The 23,535-nt window shown below is 64.0% G+C and carries 19 protein-coding genes; 11 read left to right on the top strand and 8 right to left on the bottom strand.

Annotation, left to right across the window (positions count from 1 at the left end; all coding sequences use genetic code 11):
- Positions 1 to 191: 191 nt before the first annotated feature.
- The 3 genes from LB572_RS18460 to LB572_RS18450 all read left to right on the top strand — a co-directional run bounded on the left by LB572_RS18460 (position 192) and on the right by LB572_RS18450 (position 2,781).
- Positions 192 to 908, top strand: coding sequence for a response regulator (locus tag LB572_RS18460; protein ID WP_224668704.1), 717 nt, complete (start codon positions 192 to 194; stop codon positions 906 to 908).
- Positions 905 to 2,314: an ATP-binding protein gene (locus tag LB572_RS18455; RefSeq protein WP_224668703.1), complete on the top strand. Its 1,410-nt coding sequence runs from the start codon at positions 905 to 907 to the stop codon at positions 2,312 to 2,314. Before LB572_RS18460 ends, LB572_RS18455 begins: the two co-directional genes overlap by 4 nt.
- A 92-nt stretch (positions 2,315 to 2,406) precedes the next feature.
- On the top strand, positions 2,407 to 2,781 hold the full coding sequence (locus tag LB572_RS18450; protein ID WP_140806776.1) for a YciI family protein: 375 nt from the start codon (positions 2,407 to 2,409) through the stop codon (positions 2,779 to 2,781).
- A gap of 16 nt (positions 2,782 to 2,797) precedes the next feature.
- Here LB572_RS18450 and LB572_RS18445 read toward each other — a convergent pair whose 3' ends face one another.
- The gene (locus tag LB572_RS18445; RefSeq protein WP_224668702.1) at positions 2,798 to 4,279 is read right to left on the bottom strand and encodes a pyridoxal phosphate-dependent decarboxylase family protein; all 1,482 of its coding nucleotides are present in this window, start codon (positions 4,277 to 4,279) and stop codon (positions 2,798 to 2,800) included.
- An 82-nt stretch (positions 4,280 to 4,361) separates the two neighbouring features.
- Entirely contained in the window at positions 4,362 to 5,447 is a 1,086-nt protein-coding gene (locus tag LB572_RS18440) for a PLP-dependent cysteine synthase family protein (RefSeq protein WP_224668701.1), read from the bottom strand.
- Between the two features lie 259 nt (positions 5,448 to 5,706).
- Here LB572_RS18440 and LB572_RS18435 point away from each other — a divergent pair, with 259 nt between their 5' ends.
- Positions 5,707 to 7,689, top strand: a complete 1,983-nt coding sequence (locus LB572_RS18435; RefSeq protein WP_224668809.1) for a transcriptional regulator — start codon at positions 5,707 to 5,709, stop codon at positions 7,687 to 7,689.
- 14 nt (positions 7,690 to 7,703) lie between these two features.
- Here LB572_RS18435 and LB572_RS18430 read toward each other — a convergent pair whose 3' ends face one another.
- The 5 genes from LB572_RS18430 to LB572_RS18410 all read right to left on the bottom strand — a co-directional run bounded on the left by LB572_RS18430 (position 7,704) and on the right by LB572_RS18410 (position 14,220).
- Positions 7,704 to 8,741 carry an MBL fold metallo-hydrolase gene (locus LB572_RS18430; protein ID WP_224668700.1) on the bottom strand — a complete coding sequence of 346 codons (1,038 nt, stop codon included), beginning with the start codon at positions 8,739 to 8,741 and terminating at the stop codon, positions 7,704 to 7,706.
- 179 nt (positions 8,742 to 8,920) lie between these two features.
- Positions 8,921 to 10,954, bottom strand: a complete 2,034-nt coding sequence (locus LB572_RS18425; protein WP_224668699.1) for an autotransporter domain-containing protein — start codon at positions 10,952 to 10,954, stop codon at positions 8,921 to 8,923.
- A gap of 97 nt (positions 10,955 to 11,051) precedes the next feature.
- Positions 11,052 to 12,233 carry a choline ABC transporter ATP-binding protein gene (choV, locus tag LB572_RS18420; protein ID WP_224668698.1) on the bottom strand — a complete coding sequence of 394 codons (1,182 nt, stop codon included), beginning with the start codon at positions 12,231 to 12,233 and terminating at the stop codon, positions 11,052 to 11,054.
- Positions 12,230 to 13,084 (bottom strand): choline ABC transporter permease subunit, encoded by an 855-nt coding sequence (gene choW, locus LB572_RS18415; RefSeq protein WP_140806770.1) that lies wholly within the window; start codon positions 13,082 to 13,084, stop codon positions 12,230 to 12,232. The genes choV and choW overlap by 4 nt, the downstream gene beginning before the upstream one ends.
- A 200-nt stretch (positions 13,085 to 13,284) precedes the next feature.
- The gene (locus tag LB572_RS18410) at positions 13,285 to 14,220 is read right to left on the bottom strand and encodes a choline ABC transporter substrate-binding protein (protein ID WP_140806769.1); all 936 of its coding nucleotides are present in this window, start codon (positions 14,218 to 14,220) and stop codon (positions 13,285 to 13,287) included.
- 283 nt (positions 14,221 to 14,503) lie between these two features.
- Here LB572_RS18410 and LB572_RS18405 point away from each other — a divergent pair, with 283 nt between their 5' ends.
- A complete protein-coding gene (locus LB572_RS18405; protein WP_140806768.1) occupies positions 14,504 to 15,115 on the top strand; it encodes a thymidine kinase in 612 nt (203 codons plus the stop codon).
- Positions 15,116 to 15,121: 6 nt separating this feature from the next.
- On the opposite strand, the gene LB572_RS18400 is transcribed toward LB572_RS18405, so the two are convergent.
- On the bottom strand, positions 15,122 to 16,021 hold the full coding sequence (locus LB572_RS18400; protein ID WP_224668697.1) for a DMT family transporter: 900 nt from the start codon (positions 16,019 to 16,021) through the stop codon (positions 15,122 to 15,124).
- Between the two features lie 96 nt (positions 16,022 to 16,117).
- Here LB572_RS18400 and LB572_RS18395 point away from each other — a divergent pair, with 96 nt between their 5' ends.
- The 6 genes from LB572_RS18395 to LB572_RS18370 all read left to right on the top strand — a co-directional run bounded on the left by LB572_RS18395 (position 16,118) and on the right by LB572_RS18370 (position 23,531).
- Entirely contained in the window at positions 16,118 to 16,975 is an 858-nt protein-coding gene (locus tag LB572_RS18395; RefSeq protein ID WP_224668696.1) for a LysR substrate-binding domain-containing protein, read from the top strand.
- 89 nt (positions 16,976 to 17,064) lie between these two features.
- Positions 17,065 to 17,454: a c-type cytochrome gene (locus LB572_RS18390; protein WP_140806766.1), complete on the top strand. Its 390-nt coding sequence runs from the start codon at positions 17,065 to 17,067 to the stop codon at positions 17,452 to 17,454.
- A 285-nt stretch (positions 17,455 to 17,739) separates the two neighbouring features.
- Positions 17,740 to 18,828 carry a hypothetical protein gene (locus LB572_RS18385; RefSeq protein WP_224668695.1) on the top strand — a complete coding sequence of 363 codons (1,089 nt, stop codon included), beginning with the start codon at positions 17,740 to 17,742 and terminating at the stop codon, positions 18,826 to 18,828.
- Between the two features lie 136 nt (positions 18,829 to 18,964).
- Positions 18,965 to 20,113, top strand: a complete 1,149-nt coding sequence (locus LB572_RS18380) for a hypothetical protein (RefSeq protein ID WP_140806764.1) — start codon at positions 18,965 to 18,967, stop codon at positions 20,111 to 20,113.
- A 24-nt stretch (positions 20,114 to 20,137) separates the two neighbouring features.
- Positions 20,138 to 22,048 carry an AAA family ATPase gene (locus tag LB572_RS18375; RefSeq protein WP_224668694.1) on the top strand — a complete coding sequence of 637 codons (1,911 nt, stop codon included), beginning with the start codon at positions 20,138 to 20,140 and terminating at the stop codon, positions 22,046 to 22,048.
- Positions 22,049 to 22,232: 184 nt separating this feature from the next.
- Positions 22,233 to 23,531: a DUF6638 family protein gene (locus LB572_RS18370; RefSeq protein ID WP_224668693.1), complete on the top strand. Its 1,299-nt coding sequence runs from the start codon at positions 22,233 to 22,235 to the stop codon at positions 23,529 to 23,531.
- The last annotated feature ends 4 nt before the right edge of the window (positions 23,532 to 23,535 follow it).

The raw sequence follows: 23,535 nt of genomic DNA, 5'->3' as shown, positions 1-23,535 counted from the left end.
CCGCCACGGCACCGGTTATGCCCTTGAAATTTTTCACCAGTTTTTCCCGACTGTAGAATTTTGTTTCTGGATTGTTTCTGGGGAAGCCGATCTGCGCGACGATCGCAGCCACTGGCCAAGATGTGGCCCGAATTCTATCGTGTGGGTGTTTCGCGAAGAGATGTCCGGCAAAATAAGATGATAGGTTTCGAGTGAAATCCGATGCGCACATACTGATCGTCGACGACGACAAGGGCATACGCGACCTGCTGCAGGAGTTCTTCCAGAAGCGCGGGCTGCACACGACGGCGGCAGGCGACGGCACGGAGATGGAAGCGGTCCTGCGCCGCACGACGGTGGACCTGATCGTCCTCGACGTGATGCTGCCCGGCAAGAGCGGACTTGAGCTGTGCCGCGAGATCCGCGCCAACTACACCACACCGATCATCATGCTGACAGCGGTCACCGAAACGACCGACCGTGTGGTGGGCCTCGAAATGGGCGCCGACGATTACGTGCCCAAGCCCTTCGATCCGCGTGAGCTTTTGGCCCGCATCCGCGCCGTGCTGCGACGCAACGGCAGCGCCGAGCCGCGTCGCCCCACCGCCAAGCAGATCTACCGCTTTGCCGGCTGGACCATGGATTGCGCGCGGCGCCGCCTGACGGCGCCCGACGATGTGCGGGTGGAATTGACGATGGCGGAGTTCAACCTGCTGCAAACCTTCGTCAAGAGCGCCCAGCGCGTGCTTACCCGCGAGCAGCTGATCGAGCTGTCCGGTGGCGACACGGGTTACAGTTTCGACCGCAGCGTCGACATTCTGGTGAGCCGGCTGCGCCGCAAGATGGAAGACGACCCGAAGACGCCGAAGCTGATACTGACCGTGCGCAGCGGCGGCTATCAGTTCCTGCCCGAGACCACGTCCGAATGAGACGTTTCCTGCCGCAGACCCTGCCTGTCTGGGTGCTGCTCATCGTCATTGCCGGCCTCATGCTCAGCCAGGTCGCGACGCTTTACATCGTCGCGCGCGACCGCGCGGCCGCCAACAGCGTCGTCGATCTCTACCGGTTGAACGACCGCGCCTACTCGTTGGTGCAGCTGATGCATGACGCTACGCCCGAAGAGCGCAAGGCGACCGCGTCCGGCCTGTTCAACTCGACCTATGCGCTGACGGTTTCGGACACGCCCGCCGTCACCTCTTCGATCGCCGGCGACGACGAACTGGCCGAGTTGGAGGACATCCTGGTCGGCCGCCTGTCGAAATTCGGCGTCACCGACGCGCGCGTGCGGCGCGATCCGGCTACCCAGGAGTCCGACGTCCCGGACGGCCAGACGGTGAACAAGGATGTCGGCCAGGTCGAGCGCGACCTTCTGGTCCTGGCCGCGGATTTCGCGCAAAGCGACAAGCTGACCGCCTCATTGCGCTTTTCCGACGGGCAATGGTTGAATTTCACCGAGCCGATCACGCCGGCGGGACCGATTCTCAGCCTCGACAGCCTGCCGCTCTACTCGCTGATTGCCGGTTTGATCGTGATCATGTCGATCTGGTCGCTGCGCCGGCTGACGGCGCCGTACCGGATGATGGAAACGGCGGTGACGCGCATCGGCAACGATCTGAAAAGCCCGCCGATCGCCGAGAGCGGCAGCCGCGAGATCCGCGCTGCCGCGAAGGCGATCAACGCCATGCAGATGCGCCTGCGCAACTATGTCGAGGATCGCGAGCACCTCGCGGCGGCGCTGGCGCATGATCTGCGCACGCCGCTGACCCGGATGCGCCTGCGCCTCGAACTGCTGCGCAGGTCGCCGGCGCGCGAGGCGCTGGCGCACGACCTCGCCGACATCGAAAGCATCGCCAGTTCGGTCATCGACTTCGCCAAATTCGAGGTGACCGAGGAAAAGGCCGAGCGGATCGATTTCTGGTCGCTGGTGGAATCGGTCGCGGACTCCTTCGACGGCGCGTCCTTCGACGACGACGTGGTGCCTTCGCGCGGCCTGATCTGCGTCGCGCGGCCGGTGGCACTGCGCCGCTGCATCACCAATCTCATCCAGAACGCGGTGACCTATGGCAAGAAAGCGCATCTCGGCGTGCGGCGATCGGGGGACACGATCACGCTTTCGATCCGCGACGAGGGCCCCGGCATCCCGCAAGCGAAGCTGGATGCCGTGTTCGGCTCCTTCGTGCGGCTGGAGGAATCGCGCAACCGCACCACCGGCGGCCTAGGCCTAGGCCTCACCATCGCCCGCAACATCGCGCGCGGCGCCGGCGGCGAGGTCGATCTGTCCAATTATCCGGGTGGCGGCCTGCTGACGGAGCTGCGGCTGCCCGTGGCAGCTTGAGTCAGGAGCCGGCGCGCCAGCTTGCCGCGCCACTGGATCGGCAGGACCATCCTTGTGATAGTGCGGCCGCGCGGTCACGAGGAAAAACAGCCATGTTTTATGCCGTCCTTGCCTATCACGTGGAAGACACCGTCCAGTCCTGGACGCCTGACGAGGACGCGGCGCTGATGAAGGATCTGCTCGACGTCAACACCCGGCTGACCCGGGAGGGCAAGCTTGGGCCTGCGGCAAGGCTTGGCCCGACGGCGGAGGCGGTAACTTTGCGCGGCCCGGCCGACGCCATGGTGATCGACGGCCCGTTCGCGGAGACCAAGGAGCAGCTGCTGGGCCTCTATTTGCTTAACTGCGCGAGCCTGGACGAGGCAATCGCCGCTGCCCGCGACCTCAAACGCGTCAACCCCACCGCCGTCTACGAGATCCGGCCGATCATGCTTTACAAGCCTGGCGCCGCGCTGCCGGCCGGTTGAGACACGGCCTCGCATTTCATAACGGTGTCGCGGCAGCCTCGATCTCCCGTCCCAGCCGAAGCATCTCGGCGACCAGCAGGTCGAGGTCGTCGCGCCGCGTGCGGTGATTGGTGATGGCGACCCTCAGGCAATGCTGGCCGTGCACGGTCGTATCGGACAGGACCGCCGCCCCTTCTTCCTGCAATCGCAGCATGATCTCGGTGTTGAGGGCCTTCAGGCGGTCGTCGGAGGCTCCATCCAAGAGATAGCGAAAGCAGACGATATTGACGGTCGTCGGCGCCGTCAGCTCCAGCGCCGCCTCCGCTTCGATCAAGGTGGTGAGATAACGCGCCTGGGCGATGTTCTGGTCGATCAGCCGGCCGAATTTCTCGACGCCGTGCTCCTTCAACGCCATCCAGATCTTCAACGCGCGGAAGCCACGCGACGTCTGAAGCCCGTAATCGAACAGCCACTCTCCCGAGGCGAGGCCGCGCGGCGCCGATTCCAGATATTCCGGCGTGACGGCAAATGTGTTGCGGTGCGCGGACGCGTCCCGCACCAGCGCGCAGCCGGCCTCGAACGGCGCATGCAGCCATTTGTGCGGATCGAGCGCGATCGAATCCGCCTGCTCGATGCCTGCGACGACCGATCGGTTCTCGGGCGCGATGGCGATCAGCGCGCCGATGCAGCCGTCGACATGGAACCAGAGGTCTTCCTCGGCCGCCACGCTCGCCAGCACCTGGAGATCGTCGACGGCGCCGGTGTTGACCGTGCCGGCGGTGCCGATCACGCAGGCCGGCTTGAAGCCCGCCGCGCGATCTTCCGCGATTGCGGCCTTGAGCGCGGCGACGTCGATGCGAAGGCCTGCATCGGTCGGTATCCGCCGCAACGCCCGGTTACCGAGGCCAAGCATCTCCATGCCCTTGCGGTGGCAGGAATGGACCTGGTCCGAGGCGTAGTAACGCAATGGCTTCGGCATGGCGCCGGCGCCGCGTTCGCGCACGTCGACGCCCGCCTTGGCGTTGCGCGCCACGGTCAATCCGATGATGTTGGCCATCGAGCCGCCGCTGACCAGCGTGCCGCTGGCCGACGCCGGGAAGCCCACCATCTCCTTCATCCAGTTGACGACCTGCTTGTCCATCAGGGCCGCGGCATGATTGCCGCCGCCGAGATTGGAGCCCTGGACCGCCGCCAGGAAATCGCCGAGCGCGCCGGTGAAATTGCTGGAGCCCATATACCAGGCCCAGAAACGCGGATGGACGTTGCCCATCGGGTAAGGCATGACGTTGCGGGCGACGTCGTCATAGACGTCGGCCATCGGCGCCGGAGATCGCGGCATCGGCGCGTCGAAGAAATCGCGAACTTCACCCGGCATCTCACGCCAGGTCGGACGCTCGCGCACATCCTTGAGATACGCGATGGCGTCGTCGACGATCCGATGCGTGAGTACTCCGACATCGGTCCAGTCCGGCGGATCGAGCGTTTCGTCCGAGGTCACCGCTTCCTGAAAGCTGTCCATCCGTATCTCCCGCCGGCATGTGGGTGATCATGTTCAAGAATGGCGACGCCGCCGGTCGAACGGCGGCGTCGCGTTATCTATCTCAGGCTTCGAACTGGCAGCTCGGCGTCGAGCGCGACAGCGCTGTTTCCTCGGCGTCCATCTCGGCCTCGATGCCGTCGAAGAGCGGCGTCGACATGTAGCGCTCACCAGTGTCGGGCAGCATGCACAGGATCACCGAGCCGGCCGGTGCCTTGCCCGCGATCTGCCGCGCGACGGCGAAGGTGGCGCCACCGGAGATGCCGGTGAAGATGCCTTCCTGCTGCGCCAGCGCCTTCGCCCATTTGATGCCTTCGGGACCCGGGATCGGCACCACCTCGTCATAGTAGCGCTGGTCGATCGCCTCCTGCAGCACGTTGGGGATGAAGTCCGGTGTCCAGCCTTGGATCGGGTGCGGCTCGAAGGCCGGGTGGCTGGCGGACGGAGCGCCGCCGGCGCCGCGCTCCTGGGCTTTGCCGCTGCCGATCAGCTGCGCGTTCGCCGGCTCGGCGAGCACGATCTTCACCTCCGGCCGCTCGCGGCGCAGCACCCGGCCGACGCCGGCCACCGTGCCGCCGGTGCCATAGCCGGTGACCAGAACATCGAGCCTGGAACCGGCGAAGTCATTGATGATCTCACGGCCCGTGGTCGCCTCGTGGATGGCGGCATTGGCTTCCGTTTCGAACTGGCGCGCCAGGAACCAGCCATTGGCCTCGGCGAGCTCGACCGCCTTCTTGTACATGCCGAAACCCTTCTGGGCGCGCGGCGTCAGCACCACCTTGGCGCCAAGCATGCGCATCAGCTTGCGGCGCTCGATGGAGAAGCTGTCGGCCATCGTCACCACCAGCGGATAGCCTTTCTGCGCGCAGACCATGGCAAGGCCGATGCCGGTGTTGCCGCTCGTCGCCTCGACCACCGTCTGGCCCGGCTTGAGCTTACCGCTGCGCTCGCCTTCCTCGATGATGTTGAGCGCCAGCCGGTCCTTGACCGAAGCCGCCGGATTGAAGAACTCGGCCTTCACATAGATCGTCGCGTGACCCGGCCCGAGATTGTTGATGCGGATGACCGGCGTGTCGCCGACCGTGTCGAGAATGCTGTCGAACAGGCGGCCGCGCCCGGCCGTGGTTCTGATTTTCAATTGATGCAACATAGCTTTCTCCTCGATGTCCTCACATGCCGGTTACAGACCGGCAGCTTTGGCGACGCGGTTTCGACACCTGGCCGCGATAGGGTTGCTTGATCTGCCGCAAACTGCGGCAACGGCGGCGTTCCGGCACGGAATGGGGCTGCCGGCTGCCTCCTGTCATCTTTGGTGATAGAATATGGACCAACTGGCCAGCGTTGGAGAAAGCGTGGAAACATACGTGGAATCCACCCGATCGAGCCTGAACGACCCCGTTGGCCTGTCCATGAGGCTGCTCGGGCAACTGACGATTGCCCGCGACGGAGTGCCGGTTATCTTGCCCTCGTCACGCAAGCTGCGCGCGCTGCTTGCCTATCTGGCGCTGGCGCCCCACCCTGTCAGCCGCAGCCGCCTTTGCGAACTTCTCTGGGACGTGCCCAACGATCCGCGCGGCGAGCTGCGCTGGTGCCTGAGCAAGCTGCGCGCCGCGCTCGACGACCCGGATCGGCGCCGGGTCGAAACCCATGGCGATACGGTGTCGCTTCGCCTTGACGATGTCGATGTGGACGCGCTCGATGCCGCAGCGGCGGTGGCCGAAGGCGTCGAGACACTCGATCTCACGCGGCTGCAAGCGCTCTCGCACCATTTCGCCGGCGACTTTCTCGATGGTCTCGAGCTCGATCGCAGCCCGCATTTCAGCAGCTGGCTGACGGCGCAGCGCCGTCGTTTCAGCGCATGCCATGTCGCCGTCCTTGAGCACATCATCGGTCTTGTCCCGCAGGGGGCCGATGAGGCCGGCGCCTATATCGACAAATGGCTGGAGCTTGCGCCCTTCGATGGCCGCGCGCATGTGGCTCTGCTGGAAAACCTGGCCCGGCGCGGACAGATCGGCGCCGGCGAGGAGCATCTTGCCACCGCGGCGGAGCTGTTTCACTCCGAAGAGCTGGATTTCACCCCGCTGCGCGAGGCGTGGCAGGAGATAAGGGGCCGGAACGCCGGCGCGACGCCATGCGCCCGAACCGGGCCGGCCTTCCCGGTCCCGGACCTGCCGGTCGCCGCGATCGAATCCGAGCCAGCGGCGACGCGCCGGGCTTCGCTCGCGGTGATGCCCTTTGCCGAGAGCGCCGGCACTGGCGGCTTCCGCGGCGGGCTTGCCGATGGCCTCACGCATGACATCATCACGCGGCTAGCCAAGCTGCGCGATTTCTTCGTCATCGCCCGCGGCTCGGTCTTCGCTCTCTCCGAGAAGAACATCGCCCCGGACGACGCCGGACGCAGGCTGAATGTCGACTATGTCGCGACGGGCTCGGTGCGCAGCCTGCCGGGACGGGTCGTCGTTTCGGTCGAGCTCGTCGAGGTGCGCACGGCGAGGATCGTCTGGGCCGAGACCTTCGAGCACAAGCCCGACGACATCTTCATCGTCATCGAGGATATCGGCAACAGCATCGTCTCCTCCATCGCCGCCGAGATCGCGACGGTGGAGCGTAACCGCGCATTGCTGAAGGCGCCCAATTCGCTCAATGCCTGGGAGGCCTATCATCGCGGCCTCTGGCACATGTATCGCTTCACCCGTCAGGAAAACGAGCTGGCGCAGCATTTCTTCGGCGAGGCGTTGAAGCTCGATCCGACTTTCGCGCGCGCCTATGCCGGCATGTCCTTCACGCACTGGCAGAATGCTTTCCAGCGCTGGGGCGACCGCGACCGCGAGACCGCGCTTGCCTTCGAAAGCGCCGGCCAGAGCCTGTTGGTCGACGACCGCAACCCCGCCGCCCACTGGGCGATGGGCCGCGCACTGTGGCTGCGCGGCGAGCAGGATGGCGCGCTGCTGGAGTTGGCGAGCGCCGTCGACCTCAGTCCCAACTTCGCGCTCGGCCATTACGCGCTGTCCTTCGTTCATTCGCAGTCAGGCGATCCGCAATCCGCGATCGGCTCGTCCGACCATTCGCGCCATCTCAGCCCCTTCGATCCGCTGCTGTTCGGCATGATGGGCGCGCGCGCCATGGCGCATGCAAGGCTGGGCGAGCTCGAAGCGGCCGCCGAATGGGCGCTGAGAGCGGCCGCAAGGCCGAACGCCCATGTCATCATCCTCGCGATTGCCGCCCATTGCCTGGCGTTGGCCGGCCGGCAGGACGAGGCGCGAAGCTTCGCCGCCGCGATCCGCGCGACCTTGCCGAATTACCGCGCCGACGATTTCATCGCCACCTTCCGCTTCGACCGGGATGGAGAGGCTCTGTTCCGGAACGGCTCGAAGCTGATCGGCCTGAACTGAATTCTACGTTCTTGCTAATGCATCAGCGGCCCGCTGGCCTTGCGCCAGGCGTCGATGCCACCCTGAATGTGACGGGCGCTGGAAATGCCGACATCCTGCGCTGCCTGCACCGCCATCGCCGAGCGCTCGCCAAAGGCGCAGTAGAACAGCAGCTGCCTGCTGGTTGATTTCGCCAGCTCGTGCAGCATGCCGCCGGCGGCAATGTTTTCCTGCAGCCGCGCATAGGGCAGATGGATCGCGCCGGGGATGACGCCGTGGCGTTCGCGTTCTGTCTGCTCGCGCACGTCGATCAGCGCCACGTCGGGCCGCCCGACCAGCGCCAGCGCCTGCTCCGCGCTCACCGCCCAGCCGCGGCTGGCGATGTCGTCCTGATGCAGCCCGACCCGCATATTGGCGGGCACGGCCACATCCATCATTTTCGGGTTGGACAAATTGAGATTGTTCATGATGTTCACATACTCGTCGACCGACTTCACCTGCAGGCGCGGGTTGAAGGCCTTTTCCTCGCCGATCGTCGACACGGTCTCGCCCTTATAGTCATGCGCCGGAAAAATCAGCGTCTCGTCCGGCAGCTTGAGCAGGCGGCCGAAGATCGATTCATACTGCTGGCGCGGATCGCCGTTCTGGAAGTCGGTGCGGCCGGTGCCGCGGATAAGCAGCGTGTCGCCGGTGAAGACCCGGTCGGGCAGGATGAAGCTGTAGGAATCGTCGGTGTGGCCCGGGGTATAGATGACGTCGAGCGCCAGCCCCTCGATGCCGAGCTTGTCGCCGTCGGCAAGCCGCATCGACACCACGTCGGCCTTGGTTTGCTCGCCCATCACGGTCACGCAATGCGTCTTGTCGCGCAGCGCGCCGAGGCCGGTGATGTGGTCGGCATGAAGATGCGTGTCCACCGCCTTGACCAGCCTCAGGTCCAGCTCGTTGACCAACTGCAGATAGCGCTCGACCTTCTCCAGCACCGGATCGATGATCAGCGCTTCGCCACCCCTGCGGCTGGCGAGCAGATAGGAGTAGGTGCCGGAAACGGAATCGAAGAGCTGACGGAAGATCATCGTCGCATACCCTGCTGCATTTTCGCCGCCGGACGTCGCCGTCGCGGTCGCAGCAATATTCTACTGCACAGGCTTTTGGAATCGGAATGGATTTCGAAAAATATAATTCGGTAGACGACCTTCCCATAGCGACGGAACGCCACCCTTCAAACGCGGCGCCGGCCTGTCGGGCAGCTCTCTCAAAAAGCCTTGCTGAGACGAGCTACGCCCCTGACGGTTAAGGCATTGTCGCTGCCGTAATCCGCCTCGAAGCCGGCATTGAGCGTCATGCCGCCGCCCACCGCCGCGGCGACGTCCGCGCCGGCAAAGCCGCGCAACACGAATTTCTTGCCGCCGGCGGGAAACGAGATGTCCTGGCCGAGCAATATCGCCGAAACGTCGTCGCTGCTTTGCGCGATCGCATCGATCCCTGCTCGAAGCGTGGTTTGCCAGGCTTGGCTTGGCATGCTGACGGGCGCCAATGCCAGCGCGAGCTGGCCACGCGCCTCGAAGACGTTGACGTTGCGCCGCGCGACCGCGAGATCGCCGTCCGAACCGGTCTCAGCGAAGTCGTCGATGAAGAGCCCGGCATAACGCAACCGCACGCTGGGTATGAGCGTACCGGCCGAAACCGGAAGCCGCGTGCCGAACGTGACCGATGGGCTCAGGAAAACGCTATTGAAATCCGCCCGCGCCGTCTCGACGCCGCCGAGCACCTGATTGTTCGCGACGTGGCGGCGGCTGCGCTCCTGGAGCACCCCGGCGACGAATGTCGCCTCGGCGAAATGCGCACCTGCGTCATAGCCGAGATAGCCGCCCGCGAACACGCCACGATGGACGATCTCCTGCGCATCGTCGTCGACCTCGGTCGATCCGGCGGCTCCTCCGAGGAACAAGCCACCGAGGAAGCCATCGCCCGATCGCCTTTCGGCGCCGGCGACCACGCCGCCAAGCGCCTCGCTGACCCCGGCCGATGCGCCGGAGCCGCCTTGGGAGCGTATCCCGCCAAATGTGGAAATCCAGGCGTCCGGACCTTTATGCAGCGCAGGCAAGCCGTCGCCTGGAGCTGCCATGCGCGCCTCGGCAGTGCCGGCTATGCCGTCGACAAGGTCCTCGATCAGCGGCCCGCTGCTGGCAAAGCCGGTGATGTCCACCACCGCCACGCTGTCGCCACTCGTCACGAACGGCCTGCCACCGGTCAGGACGGTTTGCGGCAGGCCGTTTCCTGAAAAGCTCATGACGGCATTCAGTCCAGGGCCGAAGGTGACGGTGTTGCCGCCGCCGGAAAAGACGATCGGCCCCTGGATGGCCGTCCCGCCCAAAAGATTGAGCACCGCGTCGGATGCGCCGAAATAGATCGCCACGCTCTGGTCGCTGAAGACTCGGCCGGAATTGGTGATGACCGAGTTGCTGCCCTGGGCGGCGATGGCCACACCGGCCACGCCCCCCACGATGACCGAGCCCGAATTGCTGATCGTGGCGTTGCCGAACAGGGTGCCTATGCCTGTCGAGGCCGTCCCGAAGACATCGACCGTGCCGCTGTTGGCAATCGCGATGTCGTTGCCGCTGGCGCCGATGCCGACGGAAGCCACCCCGGACACGACGATCGACCCGGAATTGTCGACCCGAAGGCCGTTGCTCTGCCAGAGGATTCCGGCGGCGGCCGTTCCATAGGCCTCGATCGAGCCGCTGTTGTTTACCCCCAGGTCCGGCCCGTCGCCGATTATGCCGGCGGCGGCCGTACCCGAAACGCCGACAAAGCCACGGTTGTCCACGCGCCCGCCGGGGGCATCGCTGATGATGCCGTATGTCGCGACGCCGAGCGCTTCTATCACGCCGTCATTGACGATGTGCGCATTGCCGCCCTCCGACAGGACGCCGATCGAGCCATCGCCTATTGCCAGGATGGCTCCGTTGTTGAGGACGGTCGCGTCGGGCCCTTGCGAATGCACATTGGCGGCACCGCCGCCCAAGGTTGCGATCAACCCGTCATTGGTGAGCCGCTGGCCCGAATTGAGCATCTGCAGGGCATCGGCCCCGGCGCCGAATGTTTCGATCGCTCCGTTTGCCTGCACGACGCCGGTATCGCCGGCACCGGTCATCGTCTGCTGGTCGGCGATGACGCCATTGCCGATGACAAAACTTTGGGAAAACGCCGCGCCGCCTGCAAGCGAGACCCCGGCGAATATCGACAGCGCTATAGCGCCTGGAACCCCTGTGCGCGACGTCGGCATCACCCCCCTCGGCGCATGGGCAGCAACGGGCGGATTCTGCGCTCGAAGGCGGCGAAAAACAAGCGCCCAGACCGGAGATCCGGGCGCCCTCGAAGCGCTACCGCCTCAACACAGCGCTCAGCACGTCACGGATGCCGATCGCGCCGACGAAGCGCGAGCCCTCATCGAACAGCGCCACCGGGGCGGTCTGCGACCGATGCATGGCGAGCATCACCGTTTTCAGCGGCGTGCCGGGGTTGGCCCAGAACACCTGGGCTCCTTCCTCCGGCTGGGCCTCGACATCGGCGCAGGAGACCCACACCGCCGGCTTGCCATCGCGTTCGGCTGCGGCCACCAGGCCGTGGTCGTCGATCTTGAAGCGCGTCGTCTTGCGCCGGTCGAGCCACACCCAGCCGTCCCCGCCCTGTTCAAGGTCGCGACGGTCCCGCATCACGTTCCACGCCGTCAGCACCGACAGCGGGTTAACATTGGCGATGAAGTCGCGGACGTAGTCGTTGGCGGGCCTGAGCACGATGTCTTCCGGCGCGCCGGTCTGGACGATGCGGCCACCTTCCATGATCGTGATGTGGCTGCCGATCTTCAGCGCTTCCTCGAGGTCGTGGCTGACGAAGATGATGGTCTTCTTCAGCTCGGCCTGCAGCTGCAGCAATTCGTCCTGCAGCTTGGTGCGGATCAGCGGGTCGAGCGCCGAGAACGGCTCGTCCATCAACAGGATCGGCGCCTCGGTGGCGAAGGCCCGGGCGAGGCCGACGCGCTGCTGCATGCCGCCCGAAAGCTCATGCGCGTATTTCTTCGACCACTGGTCGAGATGGACGAGCTTCAACTGCCTCTGCACCCGCTCCTTGCGTTCCGCCTCCGGCACGCCGGCGAGCTCAAGGCCGAGGCCGACATTCTCCTCCACCGTGCGCCATGGCAGCAGGCCGAACTGCTGGAATACCATCGCCACCTGCTTCTGGCGCAGCCGCCGCAAGGTCGCCTCGTCGCAGGTAACGACATCGACGGTACGGTCGCCGTCCTTGACCAGCACCTGGCCGCGCGACACCACGTTCAGCCGGTTGACAGCCCGAAGCAGCGTCGACTTACCGGAGCCGGAGAGGCCCATCAGCACCGAGATCTCGCCTTCGTGCACGGTGAGGCTGGCGCCGGCGCAACCCAGCACATTGCCGGTCTTTTCCAGGATCTCGGCACGGGTGGCGCCCTTGTCGATCATCGCCAGCGAACCGGCTTGGTCGGCGCCGAAGACGATGTCCACGTTCTTGAAATCAACCGCGACGGTCATTTCTTGCCTCCAACGCCGATCCGGGTCATGCGGTCGAGCACGATGGCGAGCACGACAATGGCGAGGCCGGCCTCAAGCCCGAGATCGATGCGGCGCGAGCCGAGCGCCCGGTTGATTTCCGTGCCGAGGCCGCCGGCGCCGATCAGAGCGGCGAACACCACCATCGACAGCGACAGCATGATCGATTGCGTCAGGCCCGCCATGATGGTCGGCAGCGCCGATGGCAGCTCTACCTTCCACAAAAGCTGGCGCTTGGTGGCGCCGAACGCCTCGCCCGCCTCGATGATCGCCTTTGGCACCGAAACCACGCCGAGATGGGTGAGCCGAACGGCCGTCGGGATGACGAAGATGATGGTGACGATGAGGCCGGGCGCGTTGCCGAGCCCGAACAGCGTGAGCACCGGGATCAGGTAGACGAAGGTCGGCAGCGTCTGCATCAGGTCGAGCACCGGCAGCATGACGCGGTAGACCTTCGGCTTGTGCGCGGCCCAGATGCCGAGCGGCACGCCGATGGCCATGGCCATGGCGGCGGCGGCAACCACCAGCACCAGCGTCTGCACCGTCTGCTTCCACAGGTTCTGGTTGATGATGAAGATCAGGCCGAGGAAGACGCCGATGGCAAGCGGTCGCGAACGCTGCAAGAGCCAGGCGACGATCGCGATGATCAGGGCCAGAAGCACGGGCGGAACCATCAGCAGAAGGTCCACCGCCCCGTCGAGGATGAAGTTCAGCCCGTTTGAGAACGCCCGGAAGATGGTGTCGAAATTGTCGGTCAGGAAGCCGAAGAAGGCCTTGCCCCACGGCCCGATGGGGATTTTGTAGTCGGTCAGGAATTTCGAAATCGGATCCATCTTCCCCTCTCGGCTTCGCCGCACTTGCCGTACGGTCATCTTCTCGCAGCTTAACGCATGTCACCCAAAAGTGTGCAGCGGTTTTGGGAAAATGACATGCGTAAAAACAGAGACTTAAAGCGCGGAGCGCTTTAAGAAAAAGGGCAGCCTTTTCTACTGGCTGCCCTCTTCCGGATGATCATCCCGGACTCAAAGCCGGCTCAGCTCCCGAGCGCGGTCTTGACCGCGGCAGCCGCGTCGCCGCCGTCAAAGGTGGTGACGCCGGCAATCCACGGCGCAACGGCGTCGGGATGCTTCTTCAGCCAGTCTTTCGCCACCGTCTGGGCGTCGCCGCCCTTCAGGATCGCGTCCATCATCTCGCCTTCCATGTCGAGATTGAACTTCAGGTTGGCGATGAACTTGCCGGCGTTCGGGCATTCGGTGGTGTAGCCCTTGCGCACATTGGTATAGACGGTGGCGGCGCCGAAGCCGCTGTCGCCCATGCCGTCGAGATAGGTGATCTTCATGGCGCCCATCACCGGATGCGGCGTCCAGCCGAGGAAGGCGATCCACTCATTGTTCTTCATCGACTGCTCGGCCTGCGTCAGCATGCCGGCTTCCGACGACTCGACCAGCTCGAAGCCGTCCAGATTGTCCTTCGGGTTCTTGATCATGTCGAGGATGATGCGGTTGCCGTCATTGCCGGCCTCGATGCCGTAGATCTTGCCGTTGAACTTGTCCTTGAACTTGCCGAGATCGGTCAGCGACTTGACGCCCGCATCCGCCACATAGGTCGGCACGACGATGCCGTAGCCCGCGCCGGTGAGGTTGGTGCTGATCGTCTCGACCGAACCGTCGGCGGTGTAGTCCTTGATGTCGTTGGTCATCGACGGCATCCAGTTGCCGAGGAAGACGTCGAGGTCCTTGTTCTTCAGCGAGGCCATGGTCACCGGCACCGAAAGCTGGATCACCTGCGGCTCGTAGCCGAGCGCGGTGAGCAGTACCGATGCCAGGCCCGTCGTGGCCTGGATGTCGGTCCAGCCGACATCGGATAGGCGAACCGCCTTGCAGCTCGCCGGATCGCCGGCATAAGCGGCGGTCGTGGTCAGAAGCGCCGCAAGACCGAGGCCTGCGACGATAGATTTCATACGCGACATGGACTTTCTCCCATTGCAATTCTCAGGCGATGCGAAGTCACGGTTCTTGCGCCCGCCTTGTTTCGTCAGCCAAACACCATTTTGAAGTTGTTTCAAGCGGTTCAACGTCACGATGAACGGCGCGCGCTGGCCATTACGCGACATGACGTGCTTTTGAACGACATCGAGTTTTTGGTGGACGGAGCCGGCGCCCTCTCCCCGAGCCGCGAAAAGTCGGCTTAGGGTGTATCGAGATTCAGGTCGGCTCGGCCTCACCTGAAGCCCGACACCCCAAAAGAGCGACATGGCCAAGCTTTACTTCCACTATGCAACGATGAATGCCGGCAAGACGACCATGCTTTTGCAGGCATCCTACAACTATCGCGAACGCGGCATGTCGACGATGCTGTTCGTCGCCGGCCATTACCGCAAGGGCGACACAGGATTGATCTCGTCGCGCATCGGCCTCGAAACCGAGGCCGAGATGTTCCGTGACGGTGACGACCTCTTTGCCAGGGTTGCCGAGCATCACGCACACGCCGCGGTGCACTGCATCTTCGTCGACGAGGCGCAGTTCCTCGAAGAGGAGCAGGTCTGGCAGTTGGCACGCATCGCCGACCGGCTGAACATCCCGGTCATGTGCTACGGCCTGCGCACCGACTTCCAGGGCAATCTGTTTTCCGGCTCCCGCGCGCTTCTGGCGATCGCCGACGACCTGCGCGAGGTCCGCACCATCTGCCGTTGCGGACGCAAGGCGACGATGGTGGTGCGCCTGGGACCCGACGGCAAGGTGGCCAAGCAGGGCGAGCAGGTGGCGATCGGCAAGGATGTTTATGTCTCGCTCTGCCGCCGCCATTGGGAAGAGGAAATGGGCAGGGCAGCACCCGACGACTTCATCGGCTTCGTCAGGGCATGAGCAGCTTCAGGCCGCGGAAACACGCCGTATGGGAAACCGCCAGCCGAGTCGCACGCCGAGCGTTGCCAGCGCGATCAGCGCCATGCCGGCAGCCTGCGCGGGCCGGAGCGGATGCGCGTATAGTGCCCAGTCGATGACGATGGCGACGACAGGATAGATGAAAGTGATGATGCCGATCACCGGCGTCGTCAGGCGCGGAAAGGCGGAATTCATCAGCACATAGGCGATGCCGGTATGCAGGATGCCGATCCCGGCCAGCCAGCCCCACGATGCCGGCGGGATGGGATGGCCGATGTCGGCGAACGGGGCAAGCATTACGACGCCGACCAGCGTCTGGCAAAGCACCGTCACCTCGGCGCGCTGTTGTCCGAGGCCTTTGGCCAGAATCGTCGCCACCGCGTAAAGCAGGGCGGCGCCGAGCGTCAGCGTGATGCCCAGCGCCCATCTCGCGTCGGCAAGGCCATGCGTCGCAACCAGGCCGCTGGCCAGCACGACGCCCAGGAAGGCGGCAACCATCCACAGCATCTGGTTGAGCGAGATGCGTTCCTTGAGGAAGGCGACGCCAAGCAGCACCACGAAGAACGGCTGCACATGGTAGACGATCGTCGTGGTTGCGATCGATGTCATGGCGAAGCCGGCGAAGAAGGCTGTCCAGCTTAGCACCATGCAAACGCCGGCGAGTGCGGCAAGCGCAAGCCGGGATGGGGACAGTGTCCGATCCGGCAGGTAGCCGCGCAGCAGGCACCAGGCGGCCAGGAATATGGCGCCGAACACGCATCGCCAGAAGACGACGGTGACGGGCTGCTGTCCCGACTCCGTGACGAAGGCGCCGACCGTGCCGGCGATCGTCATCGCCAGCGCGAGGCTCGCGGCGGGGAAGCGGGCGATCGATATGTCCCTCATCATGGGCTCTCCGACAGGTTGCCATCCATCTGGCCAGCTGAAATGGTTCCAATCAAGCGAATAGATTTGTGAGCATCTATTCGATATGCTGATAGCATCATGGCCGCTCCGCTCGACCTCAACCTGCTGAAAACCTTCGTCGCCGTCGTCGAAAGCGGCAGCCTCTCCAATGCGGCGCCTCGCATTGGCCGCAGCCAGTCGGCGGTCAGCATGCAGATGCAAAGGCTGGAGGACATGGTGGGCAACCAGCTTCTGGTGCGCGGACCGAGAACCGTTACCCCCAATGCGGCCGGCGAGGACTTCCTCATCTACGCGCGCCGGCTGCTGAAGCTGTCCGACGAGGCATGGGCGAGCGTCACCCGGCCGAAGGAAACAGGCAGCGTGCGCCTTGGCGTGCCGGACGACTACGCCGCCTTCCTGCTGCCGCCGGTGCTGTCACGCTTTGCCGAGGACCACCCGCTGGTCACCGTCGAACTCGTCTGCGAGCAATCGACCGCGCTGGTGAAGACCCTGGCGGAAGGTCGGCTGGACCTGGCGATCGTCACCCGTCTGCCGGATCAGCCGCTCGACGTGGTCAGACTGGAGCGTTTTGTCTGGGTCGCCTCGCCCAACCACGTCGCGTGGCAGACCGATCCCTTGCCCGTCGCCCTGTTCGAGCCCGGCTGCGCGGCGCGGATGAATGTCCTGCAGGCGCTAGGCGGTACCGACCGATCCTATCGCTGCACCTATTCCAGCGCCTCCCTGCTCGGGTTGGTCGCGGTCGTGCAGGCCGGGCTCGCGGTCGCCGGCCTGGCCCAGCGAAGCGTGCCTCCGTCGTTGCGCATCATCGGCGCCAATGAGGGGCTGCCGGTGTTGCCGGACCTCGAGATCGGCATCCTGCGCAACCCGCTGTCGACGTCGCTGGCGGTCGATCGGCTGCATGATTTTCTGCGCCGCGACCTGGCGCAGCAGGCCTGAGCCGCGGAGATTGCCCGTGGCCCAAGGGTGTGGCGTTTGTAAAGGCTTCGCCCTATAAGGCCGACAGCCAGAACTCTCCGGGGTCAGCCATGCTTCGAGCCATTTCGTCCGCCGCGCTCTTCCTGATTGCCAGCGGCCTTGCCGCGCATGCCGGCGGCGACGCGGCGCTGGGCAAGAAGGTCTTCAACCGTTGCATCGCCTGCCATGAGGCGGCGACGGATCGCGACAAGGTCGGCCCGCATCTGATGGGCGTCGTCGGCCGCAAGGCCGGCTCGGCGGAAAGCTTCGCGAGCCGTTATTCGCAAGCGATGAAGGATGCCGGCGCGGCGGGCGTCGTCTGGGACGAAGCAAACCTCACCGAATATCTCAAGGCGCCCAAGCAAAAGGTTCCAGGCAACAGAATGGCCTTCACCGGCCTGACCAGCGATGACGACATCGCCAACGTGATTGCCTATCTCAAGGCCGACCCGAAACCCTGACCGATGCTGGAAGAAACCGGTTTGGTTGCCGGCGCCAGAGATTTTCTGGCGCTGTTTCATCGCGTTGACCGTGCGCGAAAACAATAGCTTAAGGCATATAAGCTGAAGCTGTTCGACGGTGACACCCTTTAATGGTCGTCATGCGCATGCTTGCCTTGTCTTTCAAGCACCTAACCAATTCTTTTGTTTTGACGCCTCTCCTTGTCTTCCTTCTTTCAATCCCTTGAAGCCCCACATATATTCGCCGCCACGACACGGAAACGGATGCCGAAGCGGGAGGCCCCAATGGCGACATTGCAGAATTTCGATGCCGAAATTGCCAAGACCAAGCAGGTCGTGCAGGACATGCGCACCAAGATCGAGCAGTCCGGCACGGTGCTCGACACGCTTGCTCAGACCGACAAGAAGATCGGCGACGCCAATTTCGACATCGAGAACGCCCGCATCGAGGACGTGCTCAAGCAGCAGAAGGTCATGGAAGGCAACATAGCCGACCTGATCATCGGGCTCGAGGACGCCACCAACGTCTTCGGCGCCGAATTCGAAAGCATGAAGAACTACACCGGCTGGGAAAACTTCGTCGGCGTCTTTTCGGCGCAGCGCAAGCAGCGCATGCGCACCGACCGCGTCCGCAACATGTCGCTGGCCGGCAACCTGCAGGAGCTTTTGGCGAAGTCCGATACCATCGTCGGCATCCTGAAGGCGCAGAAGCAGATCCTCGATCAGCGCTACAAGACCTCCGAAACCAGCCTGTCGCAGGTGATCGAACGCCGCAAGACGACCATGACCAACCTCGAGGCGGTTCAAAAGCGCATCGAGGAATTGAACCCGCTGCTGCTCGATATCGAAAACAAGATCGCCTCCTCCACGACCCAGAAGGAGCGCACCGAGCTTGAGGGCGAGCGCTCGAAAATGGCGACGGAATACAACGAAAAGCAGGCCAAGGAGCAGGAGCTGCTCGCAGAAAGCCAGACGCTGGAGCGCTACACCTCGATGTTCCAGACCTTCGTCGATTCGCTCAACAACCAGATCGCCGCGCAGTCGACGCTGATCAACAAGCTGACCATCGACACCGAGCAGCGCATCGTGCTGTACAAGGCGCTGGAAGATTCGTTGAAGACCGCCGCCCAGCAGGACGTCGCCCACAAGATCAATACGCTGGGCAGCCAGGTCGACAACACGGCCGAGGAGACGATGGCCGGCATCGGCGCCGCCTCGCAGAAGCACATCGGCGACCTCTTGGAGATGCATGAGAAGAACATGGTGGCTTCAGCCGACATCCAGCGCCGCAAGAAGCTTGCCGACGACGCTTTTGCGCGTCGTTTCGACGGCGTGATGAAGAAGCACAACGCCGCCAACTACGTGCAGTCCTAAGCAGGTTCCGCAAAAGTGTCCCACGGTTTTGCGGTCAGAACCTGCGAAAGGCAAAGGGATCCAAGCAGATATTCGTGGGGCATCCCACGAATACCTGCTTGGGCGGCGCCGCTGACTTCATTTCCACGGCAGCCACATGACACCTGAAAACGACGCGGCGGCACGCTATTTCTCCGCCATCACGGCGGCGCTGAGCGGGCTGGAAGTGTTCATGCGCGACGACCGCTCGCCGCTTTACCGGCACGGCATCGTCGCCAAGATCGTTGCGGAGTATATCGCGCGGCTGGACAAGTCCTTTGCCTGCTGGCGCAACCGGTTGGGCTTCATGGACACTTTCCGCATCTCGCGCGCCGACAGCGGCTATCCCGTGTTCCAGAACCTGCTCGAACTGGAAAACGACCGCCAGCAGGCCGATGCCCGCCTTGCCAACATCCCGTTGGCCGGCGAGCTGCGCGAGGAGATGGCCGACTTCATCCTGCGCCACAAGGAGTTTCCCGAGGCGTTGCAGAAGTCGATGGCCGAGCGGCTCTATCTGGAGGACGTCAAGAGCGAGGCGACCTTCGGCCCCTTCACCCTGGCGCAGACGGCCAAGGTCTCGGTCAACCCGAAGACCATGCGGCCCTATTATCTCGTCCACTGGGCGACGTTCGACGGCAGCGCAAACCTGCCGCTGATCTACATGGTGACGGTGGAGGATTCCTCGGACAGCATGGTGCGCCAGCTTGTCGACAACAGCACCGGCAAGCTGAATGAACGCGTCGACATTCCGCTTCCCGTCGACGGCCTGCTCAACCCCGAGCTTGCCCATCGCTTCGACGATTTCACCGAGAAGAATTCGGCCTATACGCTCTCGCCGGCGACGATCGCGGTCAATCTCGACAAGGATTTCGAGCCGTTGCACCCCAAGCAGCTGCGGCGCGTGGTGCTGGGGCCTTTCTATTCGGCCGGCATCACCGACAACAATTCGACCGTGACCGAGGTGCTGGCCAAGGTACGCAAGCCCGAGAATGCCTGGCTGCTCACCTGGACCATCCAGGAGGTCTTTTCCAAGAGCGAGAAGCCCGGCCGCAAGGGGCTCTTCTCCAGCGAGAAGACGACGCAGGAATTCTTCATCAACACCGACGATCTCGAAGCAGCGCGCCAGGGCGTGTCGAGCTACGAGAACCACGCGCTGATCCCGCACGAGGCCTACCAGGCGCTCTACGCCGCGGGCGAGGCGCAGAAGATCTTTTCCGGCTACAAGGTCCACATCCTGTCCAACGGACAGGTCATCAGCGACGTCTGACCGTCAAACCGCGGAGCATCCTTCATGGACACCGGCCTGACAACGATCTCGGAAGCTGCAATCGAAAAGCACCGCGCGACCGCGCAGAGCTTCATCACCCGCATCGTCGTGCTGGAGGATCCGTCCCGCGAATCTGGCACCGCGCTCGCCGGCACCAACCGCCGCTTCGTCTCGACCGTGTCGGTCGGCTCGGTGCGCCGCACGCGCGAGGTCGAGCTTTCGAAGACGGTCGCGGCCATCCACCCCGACGACCAGTTGATGAGCATCCCGCAGCACACGCTGCTCTACCGCGTCCGGCGCGGCCTGGCGATCGCGCTCGCCATAGCGGGTGTCTTCGCCGAGGGCTCCGACCTCGAAAGCCTGCAGGCGAAAAACGCGCGTGCGCCGTTGGAAGGCGACGAGGCGGCGACCTTCAAGAAGCTTCTGTCGGCCTCTGCTTACGTTTCGGCCTTCAGTTTCGCCTCCTACCTGTTCCAGCTGATCGACAGCGACGGCGAGGCGCCGAACGATAGCCCCGAACCCGACTTCCTGTTCGACACGCCGCAGGACGCGGTGAAGTCGATCGTCGCCGGCCTCGACAAAGCGATCGCCGGCTCGAAAGACGATTCCGATCTGACGACGCGTGCCCGCGCCTTTGCCCGCGTCGCGATCGACGGGCTTTTGGCGCGAAAAGGCCGCTTCGACGGCATCGGCCCGTTCGAGAACGCCCATATCCGCATCGATGTCGACGACTTCACCCTCGACGGCTTCGACGTTGCGCCCGGCAAGCGTTCCAAGCCGCTGGTGATGACCTTCAAGAAGCCGGAAGAGGTCGTCGGCAACCACATCGCCAAATTCCAGTCGGTCAGGCTCGCCAAGATGCTGATGGCCTATGATTTCGAGCGCGAGCTGAACCCTTTCGTCGAGCTCGGCGGCTTCCTCTTCACCTTCATCGGCGACGGCGCGCCCGGCACCGGCAAGACGACGCTGATCCAGATGATCGCCGGCCTCGTCAACGGCTACTGCCAGGTCGCCTCCTACCCCTTTGCGTACGAGAATTTCGGCGTCGACCAGATCTCGTCCTATCAGGGCAAGTCCGGCCAGAACTGCCGCCAGTTCATCAACAACGTGCTCAATCCGCGCGTCATCGGCTTCGGCACCATCGACGACATCGACCAGGTCGCGGCGCGCCGTTCCGACGACCGCGCTTCCGTCGGCCAGCAGGAGATCACCGGTGTGCTGATGGACGCCTTCGCCGGCGCCTCGACGGTCGTGCGCGGCAACTGCTCCTTCGGCATGTTCTCCAACTATCCCGAGAACGTCGACGACGCACTTCGCCAGCGCGCCGGGGCCCGCTGGCTGGTCGACGGTCCGCAGACCCGCGACGACTACATCGACATCTTCGTGCTGCTTGCCGGCAAGAACCACGAGATCCCATTGGGCAAGCACGAGCTCTATGCCGCGCAGGAGATCCAGCGGGCGGTGAGCGAGGCTTACGAAGAGCACGAGAAGCCCCAAGAGGACGGGCTGATGAAGGTCTATGAGCGCTACATGAAGGAGAATGGCGCGCCCAAGACCATGGCCGATATCGGCACCTATTTGCACATGATCAAGGACGCCGAGCCGCGCTTCACCGGCCGCGCCATCAAGAACGTCACCGACGCGATAAAAATGCGCGCCATGGACATCGAGCTGCCCGACGAGTGGTTCGAGAAGCCTGAAGCCTTCATGCACAAGAGCTACGACGACAAGAAGGCGATGATCGAGGAACTGCGCGGGCCGTTCTCGATGGACATGGTCATGCAGGAGATAAACCGCTACGCCGATTCCGAATTCCGCTATTCCGACAAGTCCGACGACGCGGCTGTCGAGAAGATGCTGCGCGACGCCCGGCTGCGTGAGAGAGCAGCGCGGGAAATGGAGGAATTGAAGAAGAAGGGGGCGTGGAATGCTTGAAGCGCGCCAACGCCACCTACTCCCCTTGTGGGAGAAGGTGTCGCCGAAGGCGACGGATGAGGGTGCTCCAGGGAACACCAGCGTCTCGCTCCGCTGGAACACCCCTCATCCGTCTCGGCGCTGTCGCGCCGCCCCTCATCCGCCCTTCGGGCACCTTCTGCCTGTTCACGGGGAGAAGGGATAGGTGAAGAAGAAACCCGATCTCCTGCGCGACAATGACCTGATCTACGGCAGGCTGCTCACCATTGACGAGCCGCATCTCATCCAGCGTTACAACAAGGCGCTTGCCGCCTTCGGCCTGGAGCCAACCAAGCTTGCGACCTTCCAGATCGACCGCACCGGCTTCTCGCCCGAGATCGCCGAGGCGTGCGGCGATTACGACTATCTCGATCCCAACGAGGTCAACCGCCGCTTCATCATCCTGACGCCGTCGCAGATCGACCTGCCGGTGGTGCACACGGCCTTCTCCAACACCTCGCAGCTGATGTTCGAGTTCATGTCCAGGAACCAGCGCGCCATCGATGCGCTGACCATCAAGGACGTGATCTACGGCGAGATCGAGGACCAGGTGCCCAAGGTCAACGACATCGAGGACCTGCTGTCGATCAACCAGGTCGAGTTCAAGGTGCTGTCGGCCGAGGACGTGCTGGGCAAGGCGGCCGAGCTCGGCAAGCTGGTCGACCGGCTGAAGCAGGAGCCCGACGCCTGGCGCGACAACGCCATGCTCGAGCGCATGGTCGATCTTGCCAAGGTCTGCGGCGACATCCGCGAGAACGCGCTGGTGCCCGACCAGGTGATTTTCCGCCACAATGCCTATTGGACCAGCCATTTCGGCGGCCTCTACGTCTTCGTCGACCCCGACATGACGACGGTGATCAGCGACCCGGCCGCCCCCGGCTTCCGCCGTTCGCGCCCCTGGCAGGTGAGTTACCTATCGATCAACGACGCCGACAAGGTGTTCCGCTTCCTCGCCGCCACCGGCCGCCTCGACCTGCCCCGCGCCTCCTGGATCGAGGCTTCCGGCTATCTGGAGCACCGCGCCGAGATGGTGGTGCGGGCGCTGATCCGCGACGCCGAACCCAATCGCAATTTGACCGATGTCGACAAGGTCTGGCTGCAGACCTGGATCCACGGACATGCCGACCTGATCGCCCAGGACGGGAACTTTCCCTTCCTCAACGCCGCCAAGCGCGAGATCGCCCAATTCGGCCATCTCAAGATCGAGGACGTACCGCCCCGCCAGCGCTTCCTGGTCGTGCGCGCCAAGCCAGATCATCCCGACGCCTGGCTGACCAACCAGCTGATCTCGGATTTCGTGCCGCAGGATTTCGTTTCGCGTTACGTCTTCAACAAGCCCGGCTTCTACAAGGACTATGACGGCTTCAGCGACGCCTGGCGAAGCCATGTTGTGGACGTTCTCAAAACCACATATCTGAAGGACAAGGCGGCGTTCCGCGCGCGCCTTTACGGCCTGACTGACTAGAGCA

Source organism: Mesorhizobium sp. BH1-1-5, assembly GCF_020165615.1.
Taxonomy (GTDB): domain Bacteria; phylum Pseudomonadota; class Alphaproteobacteria; order Rhizobiales; family Rhizobiaceae; genus Mesorhizobium.
The sequence above is the reverse complement of the archived record's forward strand: the minus strand, read 5'-3'. Positions and strand labels throughout refer to the sequence as shown.

What these genes read in the sequence shown, in the direction of transcription:
- LB572_RS18455 (WP_224668703.1), top strand. Translation starts at nt 905, where the DNA reads ATGAGACGTTTCCTGCCGCAGACCCTGCCTGTCTGGGTGCTGCTCATC.
- LB572_RS18450 (WP_140806776.1), top strand. Translation starts at nt 2,407, where the DNA reads ATGTTTTATGCCGTCCTTGCCTATCACGTGGAAGACACCGTCCAGTCC.
- LB572_RS18445 (WP_224668702.1), bottom strand. Translation starts at nt 4,279, where the DNA reads ATGGACAGCTTTCAGGAAGCGGTGACCTCGGACGAAACGCTCGATCCG.
- LB572_RS18440 (WP_224668701.1), bottom strand. Translation starts at nt 5,447, where the DNA reads ATGTTGCATCAATTGAAAATCAGAACCACGGCCGGGCGCGGCCGCCTG.
- LB572_RS18435 (WP_224668809.1), top strand. Translation starts at nt 5,707, where the DNA reads ATGAGGCTGCTCGGGCAACTGACGATTGCCCGCGACGGAGTGCCGGTT.
- LB572_RS18430 (WP_224668700.1), bottom strand. Translation starts at nt 8,741, where the DNA reads ATGATCTTCCGTCAGCTCTTCGATTCCGTTTCCGGCACCTACTCCTAT.
- LB572_RS18425 (WP_224668699.1), bottom strand. Translation starts at nt 10,954, where the DNA reads ATGCCGACGTCGCGCACAGGGGTTCCAGGCGCTATAGCGCTGTCGATA.
- choV (WP_224668698.1), bottom strand. Translation starts at nt 12,233, where the DNA reads ATGACCGTCGCGGTTGATTTCAAGAACGTGGACATCGTCTTCGGCGCC.
- choW (WP_140806770.1), bottom strand. Translation starts at nt 13,084, where the DNA reads ATGGATCCGATTTCGAAATTCCTGACCGACTACAAAATCCCCATCGGG.
- LB572_RS18410 (WP_140806769.1), bottom strand. Translation starts at nt 14,220, where the DNA reads ATGTCGCGTATGAAATCTATCGTCGCAGGCCTCGGTCTTGCGGCGCTT.
- LB572_RS18405 (WP_140806768.1), top strand. Translation starts at nt 14,504, where the DNA reads ATGGCCAAGCTTTACTTCCACTATGCAACGATGAATGCCGGCAAGACG.
- LB572_RS18400 (WP_224668697.1), bottom strand. Translation starts at nt 16,021, where the DNA reads ATGATGAGGGACATATCGATCGCCCGCTTCCCCGCCGCGAGCCTCGCG.
- LB572_RS18395 (WP_224668696.1), top strand. Translation starts at nt 16,118, where the DNA reads ATGGCCGCTCCGCTCGACCTCAACCTGCTGAAAACCTTCGTCGCCGTC.
- LB572_RS18390 (WP_140806766.1), top strand. Translation starts at nt 17,065, where the DNA reads ATGCTTCGAGCCATTTCGTCCGCCGCGCTCTTCCTGATTGCCAGCGGC.
- LB572_RS18385 (WP_224668695.1), top strand. Translation starts at nt 17,740, where the DNA reads ATGGCGACATTGCAGAATTTCGATGCCGAAATTGCCAAGACCAAGCAG.
- LB572_RS18380 (WP_140806764.1), top strand. Translation starts at nt 18,965, where the DNA reads ATGACACCTGAAAACGACGCGGCGGCACGCTATTTCTCCGCCATCACG.
- LB572_RS18375 (WP_224668694.1), top strand. Translation starts at nt 20,138, where the DNA reads ATGGACACCGGCCTGACAACGATCTCGGAAGCTGCAATCGAAAAGCAC.